This is a genomic window from Lawsonibacter hominis (assembly GCF_014287895.1).
GTDB lineage: Bacteria > Bacillota > Clostridia > Oscillospirales > Oscillospiraceae > Lawsonibacter_A > Lawsonibacter_A hominis.
Map to the genome: position 1 here is coordinate 104,350 of NZ_JACOPP010000009.1, position 15,658 is coordinate 120,007.

General features: G+C 56.0%; 18 protein-coding genes and 1 pseudogene. 10 read left to right on the top strand and 9 right to left on the bottom strand.

What is annotated here, in order from left to right; translation table 11 throughout:
* Window positions 1-57: 57 nt before the first annotated feature.
* Window positions 58-1,746, bottom strand: a complete 1,689-nt coding sequence (locus H8S57_RS08585; RefSeq protein WP_186907671.1) for a glutamine--tRNA ligase/YqeY domain fusion protein — start codon at window positions 1,744-1,746, stop codon at window positions 58-60.
* Between the two features lie 438 nt (window positions 1,747-2,184).
* Between H8S57_RS08585 and H8S57_RS08590 the strand changes: the two genes are divergently transcribed.
* From H8S57_RS08590 to trxA, 7 genes and pseudogenes are all read left to right on the top strand, one after another.
* Window positions 2,185-3,138, top strand: a complete 954-nt coding sequence (locus H8S57_RS08590) for a LysR family transcriptional regulator (RefSeq protein WP_186907672.1) — start codon at window positions 2,185-2,187, stop codon at window positions 3,136-3,138.
* 38 nt (window positions 3,139-3,176) lie between these two features.
* The gene (locus tag H8S57_RS08595; RefSeq protein ID WP_186907673.1) at window positions 3,177-4,151 is read left to right on the top strand and encodes a uroporphyrinogen decarboxylase family protein; all 975 of its coding nucleotides are present in this window, start codon (window positions 3,177-3,179) and stop codon (window positions 4,149-4,151) included.
* Window positions 4,152-4,451: 300 nt separating this feature from the next.
* Window positions 4,452-4,925: pseudogene (locus H8S57_RS08600) on the top strand (YjdF family protein).
* Between the two features lie 36 nt (window positions 4,926-4,961).
* Window positions 4,962-5,468 carry a GNAT family N-acetyltransferase gene (locus tag H8S57_RS08605; RefSeq protein WP_186907674.1) on the top strand — a complete coding sequence of 169 codons (507 nt, stop codon included), beginning with the start codon at window positions 4,962-4,964 and terminating at the stop codon, window positions 5,466-5,468.
* Between the two features lie 175 nt (window positions 5,469-5,643).
* A complete protein-coding gene (locus tag H8S57_RS08610) occupies window positions 5,644-5,937 on the top strand; it encodes an ArsR/SmtB family transcription factor (protein WP_186907675.1) in 294 nt (97 codons plus the stop codon).
* Entirely contained in the window at window positions 5,934-6,782 is an 849-nt protein-coding gene (locus H8S57_RS08615; RefSeq protein ID WP_256176605.1) for an NAD(P)/FAD-dependent oxidoreductase, read from the top strand. Before H8S57_RS08610 ends, H8S57_RS08615 begins: the two co-directional genes overlap by 4 nt.
* A gap of 149 nt (window positions 6,783-6,931) precedes the next feature.
* Entirely contained in the window at window positions 6,932-7,246 is a 315-nt protein-coding gene (trxA, locus tag H8S57_RS08620) for a thioredoxin (RefSeq protein ID WP_186907676.1), read from the top strand.
* A gap of 293 nt (window positions 7,247-7,539) precedes the next feature.
* Here trxA and H8S57_RS08625 read toward each other — a convergent pair whose 3' ends face one another.
* The 6 genes from H8S57_RS08625 to H8S57_RS08650 form a co-directional block, all read right to left on the bottom strand.
* The gene (locus H8S57_RS08625; protein ID WP_186907677.1) at window positions 7,540-7,995 is read right to left on the bottom strand and encodes an AlbA family DNA-binding domain-containing protein; all 456 of its coding nucleotides are present in this window, start codon (window positions 7,993-7,995) and stop codon (window positions 7,540-7,542) included.
* A 33-nt stretch (window positions 7,996-8,028) separates the two neighbouring features.
* On the bottom strand, window positions 8,029-8,868 hold the full coding sequence (locus tag H8S57_RS08630) for a patatin-like phospholipase family protein (RefSeq protein ID WP_186907678.1): 840 nt from the start codon (window positions 8,866-8,868) through the stop codon (window positions 8,029-8,031).
* Window positions 8,869-9,179: 311 nt separating this feature from the next.
* Window positions 9,180-9,629 (bottom strand): acetylglutamate kinase, encoded by a 450-nt coding sequence (locus H8S57_RS17325; protein ID WP_243204751.1) that lies wholly within the window; start codon window positions 9,627-9,629, stop codon window positions 9,180-9,182.
* A gap of 1,037 nt (window positions 9,630-10,666) precedes the next feature.
* A complete protein-coding gene (locus tag H8S57_RS08640) occupies window positions 10,667-11,761 on the bottom strand; it encodes a site-specific integrase (protein ID WP_186907679.1) in 1,095 nt (364 codons plus the stop codon).
* Between the two features lie 108 nt (window positions 11,762-11,869).
* The gene (locus H8S57_RS17870; protein WP_186907680.1) at window positions 11,870-12,631 is read right to left on the bottom strand and encodes a stalk domain-containing protein; all 762 of its coding nucleotides are present in this window, start codon (window positions 12,629-12,631) and stop codon (window positions 11,870-11,872) included.
* A 336-nt stretch (window positions 12,632-12,967) separates the two neighbouring features.
* Window positions 12,968-13,312: a helix-turn-helix domain-containing protein gene (locus H8S57_RS08650; protein ID WP_186907681.1), complete on the bottom strand. Its 345-nt coding sequence runs from the start codon at window positions 13,310-13,312 to the stop codon at window positions 12,968-12,970.
* Window positions 13,313-13,434: 122 nt separating this feature from the next.
* Here H8S57_RS08650 and H8S57_RS08655 point away from each other — a divergent pair, with 122 nt between their 5' ends.
* Entirely contained in the window at window positions 13,435-13,644 is a 210-nt protein-coding gene (locus H8S57_RS08655; protein ID WP_207723740.1) for a helix-turn-helix domain-containing protein, read from the top strand.
* Window positions 13,645-13,801: 157 nt separating this feature from the next.
* Window positions 13,802-14,035 (top strand): hypothetical protein, encoded by a 234-nt coding sequence (locus H8S57_RS08660; protein WP_186907683.1) that lies wholly within the window; start codon window positions 13,802-13,804, stop codon window positions 14,033-14,035.
* On the opposite strand, the gene H8S57_RS08665 is transcribed toward H8S57_RS08660, so the two are convergent.
* Together H8S57_RS08665 and H8S57_RS08670 are read right to left on the bottom strand one after the other, a co-directional pair.
* Window positions 13,978-14,454: a hypothetical protein gene (locus tag H8S57_RS08665; protein WP_186907684.1), complete on the bottom strand. Its 477-nt coding sequence runs from the start codon at window positions 14,452-14,454 to the stop codon at window positions 13,978-13,980. The two genes, H8S57_RS08660 and H8S57_RS08665, sit on opposite strands and share 58 nt — an antisense overlap.
* 338 nt (window positions 14,455-14,792) lie before the next feature.
* Entirely contained in the window at window positions 14,793-15,185 is a 393-nt protein-coding gene (locus tag H8S57_RS08670; RefSeq protein ID WP_186907685.1) for a hypothetical protein, read from the bottom strand.
* Between the two features lie 167 nt (window positions 15,186-15,352).
* Here H8S57_RS08670 and H8S57_RS08675 point away from each other — a divergent pair, with 167 nt between their 5' ends.
* Window positions 15,353-15,613: a hypothetical protein gene (locus tag H8S57_RS08675; protein WP_186907686.1), complete on the top strand. Its 261-nt coding sequence runs from the start codon at window positions 15,353-15,355 to the stop codon at window positions 15,611-15,613.
* The last annotated feature ends 45 nt before the right edge of the window (window positions 15,614-15,658 follow it).

The window sequence follows — 15,658 nt, forward strand, 5'->3', positions numbered from 1 at the left end:
AAGAATTCCCTCCTTATTCAATGGAAGGGGCCGCCGGAGCGGCGGCCCCTTCGTGTATCACTTGGTGACCTTGAAGCTGTCCTTGAGTCCCACGGAGCGGTTGAAGACCAGGTGCCCCGGCGCGGAATCCCGGTTGTCCACGCAGAAGTAGCCCTGGCGCAGGAACTGGAAGGAAGCGGGGGCCCGGACGTCGGTCAGACCGGCCTCCACCTTGGAACCGGTGAGGACCTCCAGGGAGTCGGGGTTCAGGCAGTCCAGAAAGCTGTTCGCGCCTGCGTCCGGGTCGGCGTCCAGGAACAGGTTGTCGTAGAGCCGTACCTCGGCGTCCACGGCGGTGGCGGCATCCACCCAGTGGATGGTGGCGCCCTTCACCTTGCGCCCGTCGGCGGGATCGCCGCCCCGGCTGTCGGGATCGTACTCACAGAGGATCTCGGTGACGGCTCCGGAGGCGTCCTTGACGCAGCCGGTGCAGCGGATCAGATACGCGCCCTTCAGGCGGCATTCCGGGCCGTCCGGGTAGAGGCGCTTGTATTTGGGGACCGGGGTTTCCAGAAAATCTTCCGCTTCGATATACAGGTTTCGGGAGAAGGTCACGGCGCGGACGCCGTCCTCAGGGCGGTTGGGGTTGTTTTCCACCGTGACGGTCTCGCTCTGTCCCTCAGGGTAATTGGTGATGGTCAGCTTTATGGGGCGCAGCACCGCCATAACGCGCCGGGCGGTCTCGTTCAGGTCTTCCCGCAGGCAATACTCCAAAAAACCATACTCCACCGTGGAAGCCGCCTTGCTCACGCCGTTGCGCTCGGAGAAATTGCGGATGGAGCGGGGGGTGTAGCCCCGGCGGCGCAGACCGCAGAGGGTGGGCATACGGGGATCGTCCCAGCCGGATACCCGGCCCTCCTCCACCAGCGCGCGCAGCTTGCGCTTGCTCATGACGGTGTAGTTGATGCCCAGACGGGCAAACTCGATCTGCCGGGGCTTGGCGGGCACGGAGCAGTTCTGGATGACCCAGTCGTACAGAGGACGGTGATCCTCAAACTCCAGGGAGCAGAGGGAGTGGGTGATCCCCTCCAGAGCGTCCTCCAGGGGGTGGGCGAAGTCGTACATGGGGTAGATGCACCATTTATCCCCCTGCCGGTGGTGGTGCATGTGGTTGATCCGATAGAGCACAGGGTCGCGCATATTGAAATTACCGCTGGCCAGGTCGATCTTGGCCCGCAGGGTGTACGTGCCGTTGGGGAATTCGCCCGCGCGCATCCGCTCGAACAGAGCGAGGGATTCCTCCGCGGGCCGGTCCCGCCAGGGGGAACGGGCGGGGGTGTTCACGTCCCCCCGGTAATCCCGGAACTGCTCGGGCGTCAGTTCGCACACGTAGGCCAGGCCCTTTTGGATGAGCTCCACGGCATAGGCGTACATCTGTTCAAAATAATCGGAGGCAAAATAGAAGCGGTCCCCCCAGTCATAGCCCAGCCAGCGGATGTCCTCCTGGATGGCCTGGACGTACTCCACGTCCTCCTTGGTGGGGTTTGTATCGTCCATACGCAGATTACACACCCCGCCATACTTTTCGGCGGTGCCGAAGTCCACGAAAATGGCCTTGGCGTGGCCGATGTGGAGGTAGCCGTTGGGCTCGGGCGGAAAGCGGGTGTGGACGGTCATGCCCTGGAACTGACCACCCTGGGCGATATCCTCATCGATGAAATCATGGATAAAGTTCTGGGTCATGACTGGATTCAGTTCGTCCGGCATGTGGTTTCACTCCTTCATATTGATACAGATAGCTATTTTAACCCGAACGCCCGGAAAAAGCAAGAGCGAGAACACCGGGTTTGACAGGGGAATGGGAGATATTTATAATTAGGGCATCACCGCACAATTCCCCACGCACGTCTTGACGGCCAATTTGCCCCACAAATGCGTTGCAAAACCTTGCAATACGCAAAGTATTCCTGCGGTTTTGCGCCTTTTTGCGGCACAAATTTTCGCGCCAATCCGCACGCGTTGAATGATGCGGTAATGCCTAAGGTCTGTAAAACAGAGCGCTCTGCGGTTCCTCCCGGCGCGCATTCGAAGCACGCGGCTTCGCATGATTTCCGCGCAGCGGGCGGCGTTTTCAGGGGCCTGAGCCCGGCGTTTTGGCCTGCGGGAATCGCAGGGAGGACAGAAACAGAAGAGGAGGCGGCGTACATGACCACGGCCCAGATGCGCTACTTCATTACGGTGGCGGAATGCCTGAGCGTTACGGAGGCCGCCGACCGGCTGTATCTCTCTCAGCCCGCCCTGAGCCGCCATATCGCGCAGATGGAGGCGGAGCTCAACGTTCCGCTTTTTCTGCGCACCCGCAATACCATCCGGCTCACGCCTGCGGGGCAGGTGCTGCTGGAGGGGCTGCGGCAGATCTATGGGGACTACCGGGGCCTTCTGGAGCGGGTGGAGGCCGTCAACGCAGGGGTGCGGGGGGAGCTGCGGCTGGGCCTTTTGGAGGAGCAGCTTCTGCCCGCGCCGGTGCGCCGGGCGCTGCGGCACATCGAGACGGAGTACCCCAACATGAAGGTGCGCCTGTCCCGGCACAGCTTCCGGGCGCTGCGGGAGGGGCTGCTGGACGGCAGCCTGGATTGTATCCTTTCCCTCGCCACGGATCTGAGGAGCCTCCCGGAGCTTACTGCCCTGGTGGTGGAACGCGCGCCGCTCTACCTGGTGGTGGGGGCGGACAGCGCGCTGGCGGCGCGGACGGAGCTGGCTCCGGCGGAGTTTCCGAGCGCACTGGGGGACCAGACCTTCATTTTTATGGCGCCGGAAGATTCGCAGGCGGCGGCGGAAGCGGCCGTGAACGCCTTTGCACGCCATGGCTTCCGGCCCCGGTATATCTGCGCGCCCAACGCCGAACTGCTTGCCCTTTGGGTGGCGGCCGGACAGGGCGTGGGGCTGCTCAACGGAAACCACGTCCTGATCCACGATCCGGAGGTGCGCTTTGTTCCCCTGCGGGGGATGGCGGTGACGGAAATGGTCCTGGCCTGGTCTGAGGGAGAAGGAAATCCGGTTGGGGGAACCTTTCTGGAGCAGGTGAGAGAGCAGCTGCAGCGGGATGGGGTTATGGCCCCATGCGAAAATACGTTTGTCTCCCCGGGACAAGGCGGTTAAACTGAAGGTAAAACAGGGACCGACAGGAGGAGACGGACATGACCGAAAAGGAGAACGCCCTGCGGGTATTTCGGAGGGAGAAGCCGGAGTGGCTTCCCCGCTTTGAAAAGTGTATGAAAGGATACTTTCCCAAGAGCATCAACGAGCGCCCTCTCAACTGGGAGGGGGACGACTGGTTCGGCATCCACTGGGTGCCCGACGCGAGCACCAACGGTCTGACCGCGCCCGCGCCGGGCCAGGCGGTGATCCGGGACCCGGAGCGTTGGCGGGAGCAGCTGGCGCTTCCGGACCTGGAGGCCATCGACTGGGCGGCGGAGGCCGAGGGGTTCCGGGCGGCCCAGAGCCCGGAGCGGCTGTCCATGATTATGATGGAGATGGGGATTTTCGAGCGCTACCAACTCCTGCTGGGCTTTGAGGACGCCCTGTGCTCCTTTTACGAATACCCCGACGAGGCCGGGGAGATTTTGGAGGCGCTGACCCAGTTCAAACTGCAGCTGGTGGATCGGATCATGGAGCACCTGAAGCCGGACGTAGTGATGTATATGGATGATCTGGGGACCCAGAACGCTCCGCTGGTGGCCCCTGCTCTGTGGGCGGAATTCATCCGGGCGCGGGATATGCGTATATTCCGTGCGATCCACGATGCGGGCGCGCTGGTGGTCTACCACTGCTGCGGCAAGATCGACACCTTTTTTGATCAGATCGTTACCATGGGGGCGGACGCCTACCACTCGGTACAGCCCGCCAACGACACTGCGATGCTCAAGCGGGTCTATGGGGATCAGATCGTCCTGATCGGCGGCATCGACAACCAGGGGATCACCAATCAGCCCGGCGCCTCCGAGGCGGATATACGGGCGGAGGTGCGCCGGGCGATTGACGCATTTGCTCCCGGCGGCGGATATATCTGCGGCGATACCGACGGTATTTGTGTGGTGAAGCGGGCTCTGGACATCATACAGGATGAGTACGAGGTCTATGGGCGGCACTATTACGAGCGCCACCCCCTATAAGCAGGGATGCCCTCCGGCAGCGCCGGAGGGCATCCCTGCTGTCCGACCCGCCCGCGCCTCACCGCGCGGGCGGGTCGCGTGTGTATTTTAGGGCTGTTTTGAAAAGTCAACCGGGGCAGTCTCAGCGGCGCTGCAGCCCCTTGACAGGGGCGATAAAATAGAGACGGCGGAACGAAAAACACGGCCCGGTTGGTAGTCCGGGCGCGGCCTGCAGCGTCTGTCCCGCGCGGCAGGCCGTCAGTAACCTGCCTCCTTGGTTGTCCGCGTTCCGTATGCAGTTATTTTAAGAAGGAGCGGACAATGGAACACGGATGCGCAAGGCTGACCGTCTATTTTGAGGGGCCCTTTTGGGTGGGCGTTCTGGAGCGGGAGGAGGCCGGATGGCTGGAGGCCTGTAAGGTCACGTTTGGAGCTGAACCGAAGGACCGGCAGGTATATGAATGGCTGCTGCGGGAGTAGCGCGGCCTGACCTTCAGTCCCGGAATTCCGGCTCAGGACCGGCAGCGCGCCCGCAGCAGCCCGAAACGGCGGCAGAGAGCGGCGGCAGACGAGCTGAGCCGTACCGGCGTGGGGACCAAGGCCCAGCAGGCGCTGCAGCTGCAGCGGGAACAGAGCAAGCTCCAGCGGCAGGAGCGATGCAGAGAAAGGGACGCGGCGGAACAGGAGCGGAAGTTCCGGCTTCGCCGGGAAAAACGCAGGGAGAAACGCCGGGGGCAGTTTTTTAGGTCTTTGTCCCGGCTGAATGATTTTGGCATGGACACTAATTTTGTGTAATGCTATAATTGAGTAAATTTGAATTGAGGTGTACTTATGCTTTATTATAAAATTCTGGAATTAAACCAAATAGAAGATTTTTGGAAATTATTAAACACTTTGGACGCTGAAACAGATTATATGATGTATGAACCAAATGAGAGAATCCAGACCACAAATGTTCAAGAATTAAAAAATGATATTGTAAATAATGTGATTTGCGGAAGTGATTTTTTACAAGTGGCAATGGAAAATCAAAAAATGGTTGGCTATATTCGGGCAGAACGGGGAAAGTTTAATCGGATTCTTCATACAGCATATATTGTAGTAGGCATTTTAAAAGATTATAGAGGTAAAGGAATCGGTACATCTTTTTTTGAAATGCTGAATTGTTGGGCAAAGAAAAATGGAATTAAGAGACTGGAACTTACTGTTGAATGTTGCAATGAAACAGCAAGATACTTGTATGAAAAAAGTGGTTTTAAGATTGAGGGAACAAGGGAGAAATCCATGTTCGTCAATGGCTCCTTTGTTGATGAATTTTATATGGCAAAAATTTTGTGAAAAAGAAACGCCGGACGCAGAGGTGAACCGCCCCAGATTGTGCTGTCCGCACAATCTGGGGCGGTTTATTGAGCCCCCGGCGTTTCCCGCCTGCAAAAAAAATAAAAAATTGGGGTTGACAAATTAGAATATTAGAATATAATAATATTAGAAAAAACAAATGTAGGTGATCAGGATGGACGATAGGACCGACCGGTACGCTGGGAACGCGGAGCTGCTCAAGGCGCTGGCTCACCCGCTGCGTCTGCGGCTGGTCCGGGGGCTGCTGGAGTGCGGGTGCCGCAACGTAGGCTGTATGGAGGCCAATACCGGCCAGTCTCAGTCCTGCATTTCCCAGCACCTGGCGCGGCTGAAGGCTGCCGGCGTGGTAAAGGCCGCCCGGGCGGGCAACGAGGTCTATTATGAGCTGGCAGACCCGCGGGCGGCGGCCGTGATCGCCGCCCTGTTTGAGGAGGATGAGGCATTGTGATCTATGACCTCGCAGTGGTAGGCGGCGGCCCTGCGGGCCTGTCCGCCGCCGTGCAGGCCCGGGTGCGGGGCAAGTCGGTGCTGATCGTCAGCGGCGACGTGCGGGACAACGCCCTGTACAAGGCCCAGCGGGTGGACAATTATCTGGGCCTGCCGGAGACCGGCGGAGGAGCGCTGCTGGAGCGCTTCCGGCGGCATGCGCAGGCGCTGGGCGCGCAGTGGAAAAGCGGGCGGGTGCTGAATATCCTGCCTTCCGGCGGTACATTCTACTTAGGAATCGGCAGCGACATGACCCAGGCGCGGGCGCTGGTGCTGGCCACCGGCGTGGTGCGCACCCGGAAGTACCCGGGTGAGGAGGCCCATCTGGGCCGGGGCGTCAGCTACTGCGCTACCTGTGACGGCATGCTCTACCGGGGCAGGGCGGTGGCGGTAGTCGGGAAGTCTGCCGACGCGCCGGAGGAGGCCAACTATCTCCAGAGCATCGGCTGCCGGGTCACCTATGTCTCGGACCGGGTGCCGGAGGGCCTGGAAGCGGCGATCCCCTTTGTCAAGGCTGCAAAGTTGGAGATTACGGGGGAGGCGGGGGTGGAAGCCCTGCGGGCCGACGGCAGGATGCTGCCCTGTGCGGGCGTGTTCATTCTGCGGCCCGCCATGGCGCTGGCCGACCTGCTGCCCGATCTGGCGCTGAAGGACGGCTATATCGCGGTGGACCGAAACATGGCGACCAATCTGCCCGGCGTATTTGCGGCCGGCGACTGCACCGGGCTGCCGCTTCAGGTGTCCAAAGCCGTGGGGGAGGGTCAGGTGGCCGGTCACCGGGCGGCGGAATATCTGGATCAGCTGTGATCCGCGTTTCAAAGCAGGGCGTGTGCGCTGCAGCCGGCGTATCTCTCGCCGGCTCCCGGCGGAATATCGGCCGGGAGCTGTTTTCACAAAAACGGGCGCACTGCGTGCGATCCGGAATTGATTTTATGAATAGAAAGGAAGATTTCAGTATGGCGACGATTCATCTGACGAAAGACGGTTTTGACAAAGCGATTTCCAGCGGAACGGCAATGGTGGATTTCTGGGCCTCCTGGTGCGGCCCCTGCAAGATGCTCTCCCCGGTCATCGAGGACCTGGCGGGCAGATACGAGGGGCGGGCCCTGGTGGGCAAGGTCAACGTAGACGACGAACCGGAGCTGGCCGCCCGCTTCGGCGTTATGAGCATCCCCACCGTCCTCTTTTTCAAGGACGGCAAGGAGATCGACCGCAAGGTGGGCGTAATGCCCGCCGACAGCTATACCGCGGTGCTGGACGCTAATCTGTAAGAAAGCAAAACTGGGCCCCCGGCGGGAAGATTCCCGCCGGGGGCCCAGTTTGTCCCAAAAGTCCTTTTGCCAGGCTGGGGCAAATTTTGAACTTTCCCAAACGTTCAAAATTTGGTTTGATTCAACACGAAAGACACCCCTCCAGGGTTTCTTTCACACGATCTTCCTTCCCGTTGTCCAACTCTGCTCCGGTTTTATGACAGTCTGAGCCGCCCGCAGGGCGGCGCTTGGGGAAGAGATGAGGCCGGAATTCCGGAAAGCCGGCAAAAGCGGCGGCGTTTCGGCGGCCGTGCTCAATGGAACCGCTCTGAGAGCATGGCGTTGCGCTCGGCGGGGGTGCAGTGATAGTCGCCGTCTCCGCTGCGGCGGTAACAGCCGCGGACCGGATCTCCTCCGATATAGACGGGCAGCTGGTCCCGGGGTGCGGGGGGCACCTGGATGACCACGATCGCCCTGCCGTCCAAGGAGAGGATACGGATATCCTCTTCCCGGAGCAAATTGGCGCTGACCACCCGGCGGTCGTCCAGCATGGTTTTGAATTCGTCTACCAGTTCCCGGGGGTCCAGCAGTCCCTGCACCCGCAAGCTGCGGTCGCATAACTCTTCGACCCCCAGCAGGATCACGCCGCCGTAGCTGTTGGCAAAGGCGGAGTACGTCTCCCAAATGCTTTTCGGAAGTCCGCCGGTGGCCAGCTTGGCTTCCAACTGGTTGTTTTCCCGGTAGCGGCTGATCTGAGTCAGGTCAAACAAGCGTGCGCCTCCTCTCCGCGCGGGCGGGATCCTTCAGGGCGACAGGAAGGCGGCGATCTTGGCCCCGTCCTGATAGCCGTAGCCGTACAGCCGCTCCATGGCAAATTCGCTGCGTTTGAGGGTGCTCATACCGTCGATGTCCGCCGGAGCCAGCAGCAGGGCCTTGCCCTGACGTTCCAGCTCCTTGACCTCGGCCACAGCCTGGTTGTATTTTTCGTGACGGTGTGTCAGCGCCTCCAGAGCCTTGGGGTAGGCGCGCAGGGAAAAGCGGGCGGCAGGGAGATGGCCCAGGGGCGGACGCACGAAGTCCCTGGGACGGGTCAGCAGTACCACCAGTTTGCTGCAGCCGTCCGCAAGGGCGCGCCGGTAAGGCACCGGGTCGGCCACGCCGCCGTCAAAATAGGGCACGCCGTCCACCCAATACGGTTTGCAGGCGATGGGCAGACAACAGGAGGCCTTCACAATGGCATAGTCGTCCCGCTTCACGTCGGTACGGGTAAAGTAGTGGGGCAGCCCGGTCCGGGCGTCGGTGGCCACCACCACATATTGGCTGGGGGAGGCGGAGAAGGCGTCGTAGTCGACGGGGTCCTCGCCACGGGAGTCGCTGAGGGTGGAATAAATGTAGTCCATGTCCAGATAAGAGCCCTTTTTCAGCAGATTGGAAAGGCTCATATACTCCCGCCGGTCCGCGTAATCCACGTAAAAGCGCTTATTGCGTCCGCGCTGGAGCGCCAGGTAGGACATTAAATTGGCGCTGCCGGCGGATACGCCCAGGCAGTAGTCAAAGGTGATTTGATGGTCCAGAAGGTAGTCGTAAATGCCGGCCGTGTAAATGCCGCGCATTCCGCCGCCTACGTCGATGATTCCGAGCATGATGGAAAAGGCCTCCTGAAAGTGAATCGGATCTTATTTGCTATTGTACTCTCCTGAGTCCGAAAATGCAAACGCTTTCCGTACGCGGCGCCGGTAAAGCCGCCCTGGCCTTGTGTGGGAGGGGATTATGCCGACGGACAGCGGCACCGGGGGGAAGGAGTGTGAAAAGAGGACACGCTGATGGCGTTTCCCTGTTGAAACGAAAAGCCCACTGGCTTTGCCAGTGGGCTGAAAAGACCTGCGGCGGAAAGGGGAAACGCGGAGGGAACAGGGGGATCCGTGCCGTCTGCGCTCCGCCCGGCGATAAGAGCTTATTTAAAATATTGGGAAAACTGCTTTGCAATTCCCTGGGTCATCCGGTCGGCCATTACAAGCGCCTCCCGCTCAATGTGTTCCAATAGGGCGATACTGTCTTCGTATTTTTGCGTCAGGAGATCAACCGCTTCGGTTTTCGTCATTGCAAGGTGGTCATACAGCATCTTCTGCCATTCGATGGCCGACCAGTAAGGATTGATACTGCCCAGGAAGGCGGCGATCTGATCTGCATTTTGATACCACCGCGCTTCTGCGTCGGCGGCCGCGGCGTGGTTGCCCGCCTTTGCCGCCCTGACGAGTTCGGCGGCAAGGGCAAGATGGCTTGCGAACAGTTCGGCAAAGTCCCCGGCAATGCCGTCTCCATAAAACAGCTTTAGAATCGACTTGAAGTCGCTTCGGGTTGCGGAAAAGCCGGGCGGTCGCGGCATTCGTATCCGGCAGGTCAAAGACCAGACCGAGTAGGACCATCCTCGTCCAGTAGACGTGCTGCGTCCACAGCAGCCGCATGTGATCGTGCAGCGCCTGCTCGTCCTTGCGGAAGAACGGTGAGGACGGCTGCATGGGTCCGCTGGGGATGCAGAGCGTTTGCCCAATGAGAAGATTATTGATGTTGAGCCCGGGATTTGCCGTGGTGATTGCCGAAACGGTCGTGCGAAAACGCTGTGCGATCGCCCATAAAGAATCTCCAGGGCGGACGGTATATGAATTTGACCCGGCTGGGCATAAGATCATAGATATCACTGCCTTTTGAAATCTGTTATCACCATATGATATGACGCCGCCTGCCAAAGGTTCCTTGTTAAACGACCCTGTGTTTCCGGCTGCGCGGTGGATTACAGGCGGCAATGAGACCTGATTCCGGCAAAATGGCGGGGCCGGAGAAGAAAACGCGTCGCTCTGATCGGCACCGTGAATTCAAGTGGGAATTGCGCCGGGGAAATTCATTTCGCACCGACCGTCTTATTACCGGAGGGCGGGGTGGCCAACGGGAGCGGAACCCAAAACAAAGGGACATCCGCAAGGATGTCCCTTTGAGCTTGTCGAAAAAGGCCTCTGGCCTTTTTCGACAGAGGGATGCATGACGGACAGGGCTCGATTCTTTCAGAAAAGTCGCCCTGTCCGTCATGAGAGGTGTCATTTCCGACGCACGTGTCGCCGGAAATGACGGAGCTTCCTTTCCTTCCGTCGTCTGCGGACGACTCAACTCTGCCAGGCTCTTCTCCAGGAGGTTTTTTTGACAGCCTGAAAGGACATCCGCAAGGATGTCCCTTTGTTTTGCCCCAATGCGATAAATAGGCTATTTCCCGAGGCGTTTCCCGCCCAAATCACGACCCAGCGGAGCGGTCGTGATTTGGAAAGGAGCAGCAAGGGAGCGGGCGGATGGCGTCTATTTTTGCCGCAGGCATAAAAAGACGCCGGAGCAAAGCAAACTTTGCTCCGACGTGGTACGGCTGAAGGGATTCGAACCCCATATAAAATGGCACTATACCTGTTGCGGCGCAACTGGCTCTGTTTCTTCGTGTGCATTTTCGTGTGCAATTAGCTGGTCAAAGTATTGGTTTATGGCACTATCAGCGGCCTGCTTGTCGGAGCTAAAGATGTGCTGATAGATGCGTTCCATCGTCTCCTTCGATGACCATCCTCCCCGTGCCATGGCTACCTTATCTACAATCCCGAGCGATAGCATAACAGACGCGTTAGTGTGACGAAGGCCATGCACTCCAACAAATGGGAGGCCACAGCGGTTACAGATTTTCTCCAAGTTTTTATAGATCGTATTGTAGTGGATATGGAATACGGGGCCAACGCGGCGATCTGGGCATGGCTGATAACTCTCCAGTTTCGCTACGATATAAGCCGGGCAGTCAAGGACGCGATTCGATGTTTCTGTCTTCATTACGTCCTTTATAACGATATTGTCGTCCTTGTCAATGACCATAGATCGCTCAACACGGATTTTTCGGTTCTCTAAGTCGATACTCTCCCATCTGAGGCCCATGATTTCAGACCGGCGCAGGCCAAGCCATAGGCCAAGCAAAATAGGGATTTCGGCAATATCCCCTTCGCATGCCGTTATAAGGCGGACAATCTGGTCGCCATCCAGATAGGCATGCTCCACAGGCACGCGTTGCGGATACTTTAGGAGTTTCATGTTAATCGGCTTGTATCTTGACACCACCGAAATTACAAGCCCCATTCCGTTTTTGATGGTTTTTGCAGATTTGCTTTTAGCCTCTTTGTTGATTGCCCTTTGCAGGGAAGATTCATCGATGTCCCGCACCTTTGTTTTCATCAGTTCTGGAAAGCGATTATCCATCACCACATGATAGCCACGGATGGTGGACGGTGAAAGGACGTTATCGCGTTCTGCGATATAGCCTTCAATGGCCGATTTTAACGTGATGCTATCTTTGGGTGTTTTTGACTGCTCAATCAGTTTTGCACGAAGCGCTACAGCCTTGGCTTGCGCCATCTCAGGATCTTCATCGGTTACGCTGGCCCGCTTCCCGTCTACGGTAATTTGACACCGCCATGCGCCGGAAGGCAGCTGCTTTGGGACGGGCATCTTCATTTTCATCTTGCACAATCCCCCAATCTTTGGTAAACTAGAGGAGCAGTAGGCGCTTAAACTTACTGTCTTTCCCCTGGCCGCCTCCGGTATCGTGAGTACCGGGGGCGGTTTTAATTATCCGGTTACCATTGGGACAAATATAGTAATTTCACCTGGATTTCTTCCCACGTCAATAACGACAGAATAAGCTGGGTTTCCATTATAGGAAAAAACGACAGGAGAAGTCCCGGAACCAGAATCTATTATAGAGTCCGTAAAAGGTTTATCGTAGCTCATCCCAACGCTCTCCAGCACGTCGACATAGTATTCTACCGCATCGAAAGAAGGAACAACATAAATCGCATACAAAGAGGTAGATGCATTGAAATAAGATGGCGTTAGCCCGTTTACTCTACCAAAGTCTGGAATCCACGGCGCACCGCCATACCCATTGTTGACCGAAACTGGGGCTGTCTGTACCGGCGTAGGAGTAGATACTGGGGCAGGAGTAGGAGTATATGTGTACGCGGGTGTGGGCGTTGGCGTCGCAACAGGTACCGGAGTTAATACAGGCGTAGGTGTTTGGGAAACTGTGTTTCCGCTCAAGTGAACCAAATTTACAGTAGATGTTGATTGCTCCCAACCGACACCAAGCCCAAGAGCGTTACCAACAGCCCGGACAGGAAGATACACGGTTCCGTTGATGGCAAAAGGCTCCACAATGTTTCCGTTAACGTCCTTCGGTGTAATAGTTTTCCCGTCCAGCGCAATTTGGATATTGTTATAATCCAGTTCTGCCGTCCGTTTCCCTACTGTTGCGCCTGCCGTTCCAACAAGCCCAATAAGCAAGGCCATTGTCAGCATGCCAGCGATAAAATCTCTTCTTCTGTTTTTCATTGAATACCCATCCTTCCTCAATAAATTGATTTATAAAAATGTGTTTGCGTCCCATAAACTGTACCATGTCAAAGTTGTACGCGCCATTTGGTGATAATCCCAACTTGAAAAATAAGAACAGATGTTCTATACTTTGATCACTGACAAGGACGGGCAATGTGCGGATGGAGGATGCGATGGGAGAAAATATTTCCAGTGACAACAATGAGTGCACTGAGGTAAAATTAACCAGAGCTCAAAAATACGGAAGCGCTCCCGTGGAAGGGAGTACATTTATGCCAAGCGACGATAATGCAAGCGCTTTGTTCGCTATGCTCACGGAGCAAGAACAGAAAGTCATTCTCGATTCGATAAAATCCCTTTTATCTGCGAGACGATTAACCTCTGCTCATCCGGCGTCAACTGGCTCATGAGGTCCTGGAACTCATTTAAAGGCCCACTCTCGGTAACGGGGGTGGGCTCTTCTTTTTGCTCAACAAGATCAGATTTTTGGATTCCCCAGTGCGAGGCTAAAAGTTCTATCTTGTCTATCCTCGGATATGTGTTGCCCTTCACCCAGTTTGTGACTGTAGTATATGGTACACCTAATACGGCACAGATATCCTTTCTTGTCTCACCGTGCAACGCCATATATTTCTCTATGTTATTAGCCATTACGGCTTTATTCCCTAGCTCTCCCATATTTATCACTCCCTGATTTGTATTATAGCCCATTACCGTAAAAAAATCAAGAAGAACCGAAAAAAGGTATTGACATTACCGTTAAACGGTATTATGATGGTTGTGCGAAGGAGGTGATGCAGATGGCAATTTCTCTTAGGGCAGCTCGCGTAAACGCAAATCTTAGCCAAAGAGATGCCGCCGATAAAATTGGCGTATCAGTTGATACTGTTGGGAAATGGGAGCGCGGATTATGCGTCCCTAACATTCGATATATCTCCAAAATCGAAGCGGCATACGGGCTGAAGTACGACCAAATTATTTTTTGCAGAGAAAATACCGTTAAACGGTAAAATTATCAAAAAGCAGCGACCAATACGCGAGCTGAAGGGAGATGAGAGAAAATGAATGTTCAGCATGACCCTATCCACCACGAAGTTCCAATACCCGAAGAAGGTACGCGGTACGCACCAAACGAAATGAGATAAATTAATCAGAAAGGAGCCGCTCATGCTTAAAAATGACTTTATCCACGCGGAAGACTATCTTGCGGCGCTGGAACGACAGGAGGAAGCTGAGGAACTGCGAATGCGGGAAGCGGAGATGGCAATGGGTGCAATCTCCAAGCTTGCGTGGAAGTCTGAACACTGGCTTGAAGAGCATCCATGCCTTTTTGCCATACTACTCTACACGCCGTTCGGTCTATTTTTTTTCGCATTGACGCTGCTTGCCGTACTCCTCTGATTCCACAGGTTTTTACGAACCTTGGGTGCGTCAAACGTTGTCAAATCCTCTTGCATGGACGCCAGCAGGTCGGCTAGAAGCGATTGACGGCGCTGGGCGTTTCTAGCCAACTCAACATCGCGGAGCATCATCAGGTAGACGGCAGTCTGCGGTGATGCGACAATGCAAGCCCCGTTAAGCGCCGTGGAAAATGCCAAAACAGTTTCACGCGAATATTTTTCGGCCAGCATTGCCGAATGCGTGTCGAAGACAGATCGATACGCAGCTGTCCGTTCCTTAAAAACGGCTTGTACAATCGCTTGCTGCATTTGACCCTTTGCTGCGTGCTTAGACGCACTAATTACTCCGAGTGCGCCAACTGCCGCGCCTACCGCGCCGGATGCAAATGTAACAATGGAAATCAAAATGGTCTCTGTCATTTTTACCACCTCATTGCTATCTTAACATGTTCGATGACAAGAGGACAAGCTTCGCCGCATAACGCCGGGCGAATCAATCACAAAATCAACGGGAAATCCAAGATGACTGCCGAGGAGTATCAAGTTCTGTGCAAGGCGCTCGGAGTACCATATGAGCTATTTTTGGATAACTGAAAGGAGGAGCAATGAATCTGATCGGGAGAAAACACCGCAGCGAAGCTTCAGAGCGTTCAAAGGACTACGAACATGGCTATTCGGATGGCTACTGCAAAGCGGAACGGCTATTTTCGGATACCATAGTGTTTCAGGATTCGTACATTTCCGCGCTTGAACGGAGGCTAAAAAAACAAGCCTGTGAAGATTCCAACAGCGGAAAGAACGGCTGCGATGACAGCCGCCCACTTCGAAATCTTTGAGTCACGTTCTTTTCGAATCCATTCGCGTCCTTCTGGCGTAAGGGAGTATGAGTTAGCGTGGTAACATTCATAACTCGTCTGAAAATATTCCGCTTTTACGCACAGCACGATTACATCGTGGCCGGGGTATTTTTTCCATTTGCTCTTTATGTCCGCAATCAAAACAGAATGGTTCTGATTACCGCCCAGCTTTTTTAACTTTATCAAAAATTGGTATTGAACATCCATAAAAACACGCCCTTTCGCCCGTATTTTACCACGGCGGAATGGACAAGCGCAACCAAAGAAAGGAAATGGCAGAATGAGCCGACGCAAGCATCCGCGGCCACCTCCCAACCCGACCGCATTTTGCAACCTGCATCAGAGGATTATGAACGATACCTATATCCATCGACGCCGGTGCCTATTTAAGGGCAGACCAATCTGCAAGCATTTGGAATGGCTGGCGAAGAGATGGAATGACAAAAAGGAGGACGACCACCATGCCAAGGGTATATCTAACAGAGGCCCAGCGCCAGCAGGCAAAGTATGACCGGCAGGGAAAGCTGCTCTCTGATGGTCTGGCCTGCTACAAGGCGCTCAACAAGCTGACGCTTACGCAGATCGGGGACGGGGTTGGCCTGAGCAAGACCACGGTCATGCACATCATACAAGGCAAAGACAAGTGCGTCCCGATCCAGTCGTTTTGGAAGCTGCTGGAGATGGCTGGCCTGGAGGTCAGGCGGAAGGAGGCCGCATCATGAGCCAAACCCGAAATGAGCGCCGCAGGGCGCGAGGACGGGCCAAGG

Bases quoted from the DNA above. Each gene is read 5' to 3' on its own strand.
- H8S57_RS08585 (WP_186907671.1), bottom strand. From the start codon at position 1,746: ATGCCGGACGAACTGAATCCAGTCATGACCCAGAACTTTATCCATGAT.
- H8S57_RS08590 (WP_186907672.1), top strand. From the start codon at position 2,185: ATGACCACGGCCCAGATGCGCTACTTCATTACGGTGGCGGAATGCCTG.
- H8S57_RS08595 (WP_186907673.1), top strand. From the start codon at position 3,177: ATGACCGAAAAGGAGAACGCCCTGCGGGTATTTCGGAGGGAGAAGCCG.
- H8S57_RS08605 (WP_186907674.1), top strand. From the start codon at position 4,962: ATGCTTTATTATAAAATTCTGGAATTAAACCAAATAGAAGATTTTTGG.
- H8S57_RS08610 (WP_186907675.1), top strand. From the start codon at position 5,644: ATGGACGATAGGACCGACCGGTACGCTGGGAACGCGGAGCTGCTCAAG.
- trxA (WP_186907676.1), top strand. From the start codon at position 6,932: ATGGCGACGATTCATCTGACGAAAGACGGTTTTGACAAAGCGATTTCC.
- H8S57_RS08630 (WP_186907678.1), bottom strand. From the start codon at position 8,868: ATGCTCGGAATCATCGACGTAGGCGGCGGAATGCGCGGCATTTACACG.
- H8S57_RS08640 (WP_186907679.1), bottom strand. From the start codon at position 11,761: ATGAAAATGAAGATGCCCGTCCCAAAGCAGCTGCCTTCCGGCGCATGG.
- H8S57_RS17870 (WP_186907680.1), bottom strand. From the start codon at position 12,631: ATGAAAAACAGAAGAAGAGATTTTATCGCTGGCATGCTGACAATGGCC.
- H8S57_RS08650 (WP_186907681.1), bottom strand. From the start codon at position 13,312: ATGGGAGAGCTAGGGAATAAAGCCGTAATGGCTAATAACATAGAGAAA.
- H8S57_RS08655 (WP_207723740.1), top strand. From the start codon at position 13,435: ATGGCAATTTCTCTTAGGGCAGCTCGCGTAAACGCAAATCTTAGCCAA.
- H8S57_RS08660 (WP_186907683.1), top strand. From the start codon at position 13,802: ATGCTTAAAAATGACTTTATCCACGCGGAAGACTATCTTGCGGCGCTG.
- H8S57_RS08665 (WP_186907684.1), bottom strand. From the start codon at position 14,454: ATGACAGAGACCATTTTGATTTCCATTGTTACATTTGCATCCGGCGCG.
- H8S57_RS08675 (WP_186907686.1), top strand. From the start codon at position 15,353: ATGCCAAGGGTATATCTAACAGAGGCCCAGCGCCAGCAGGCAAAGTAT.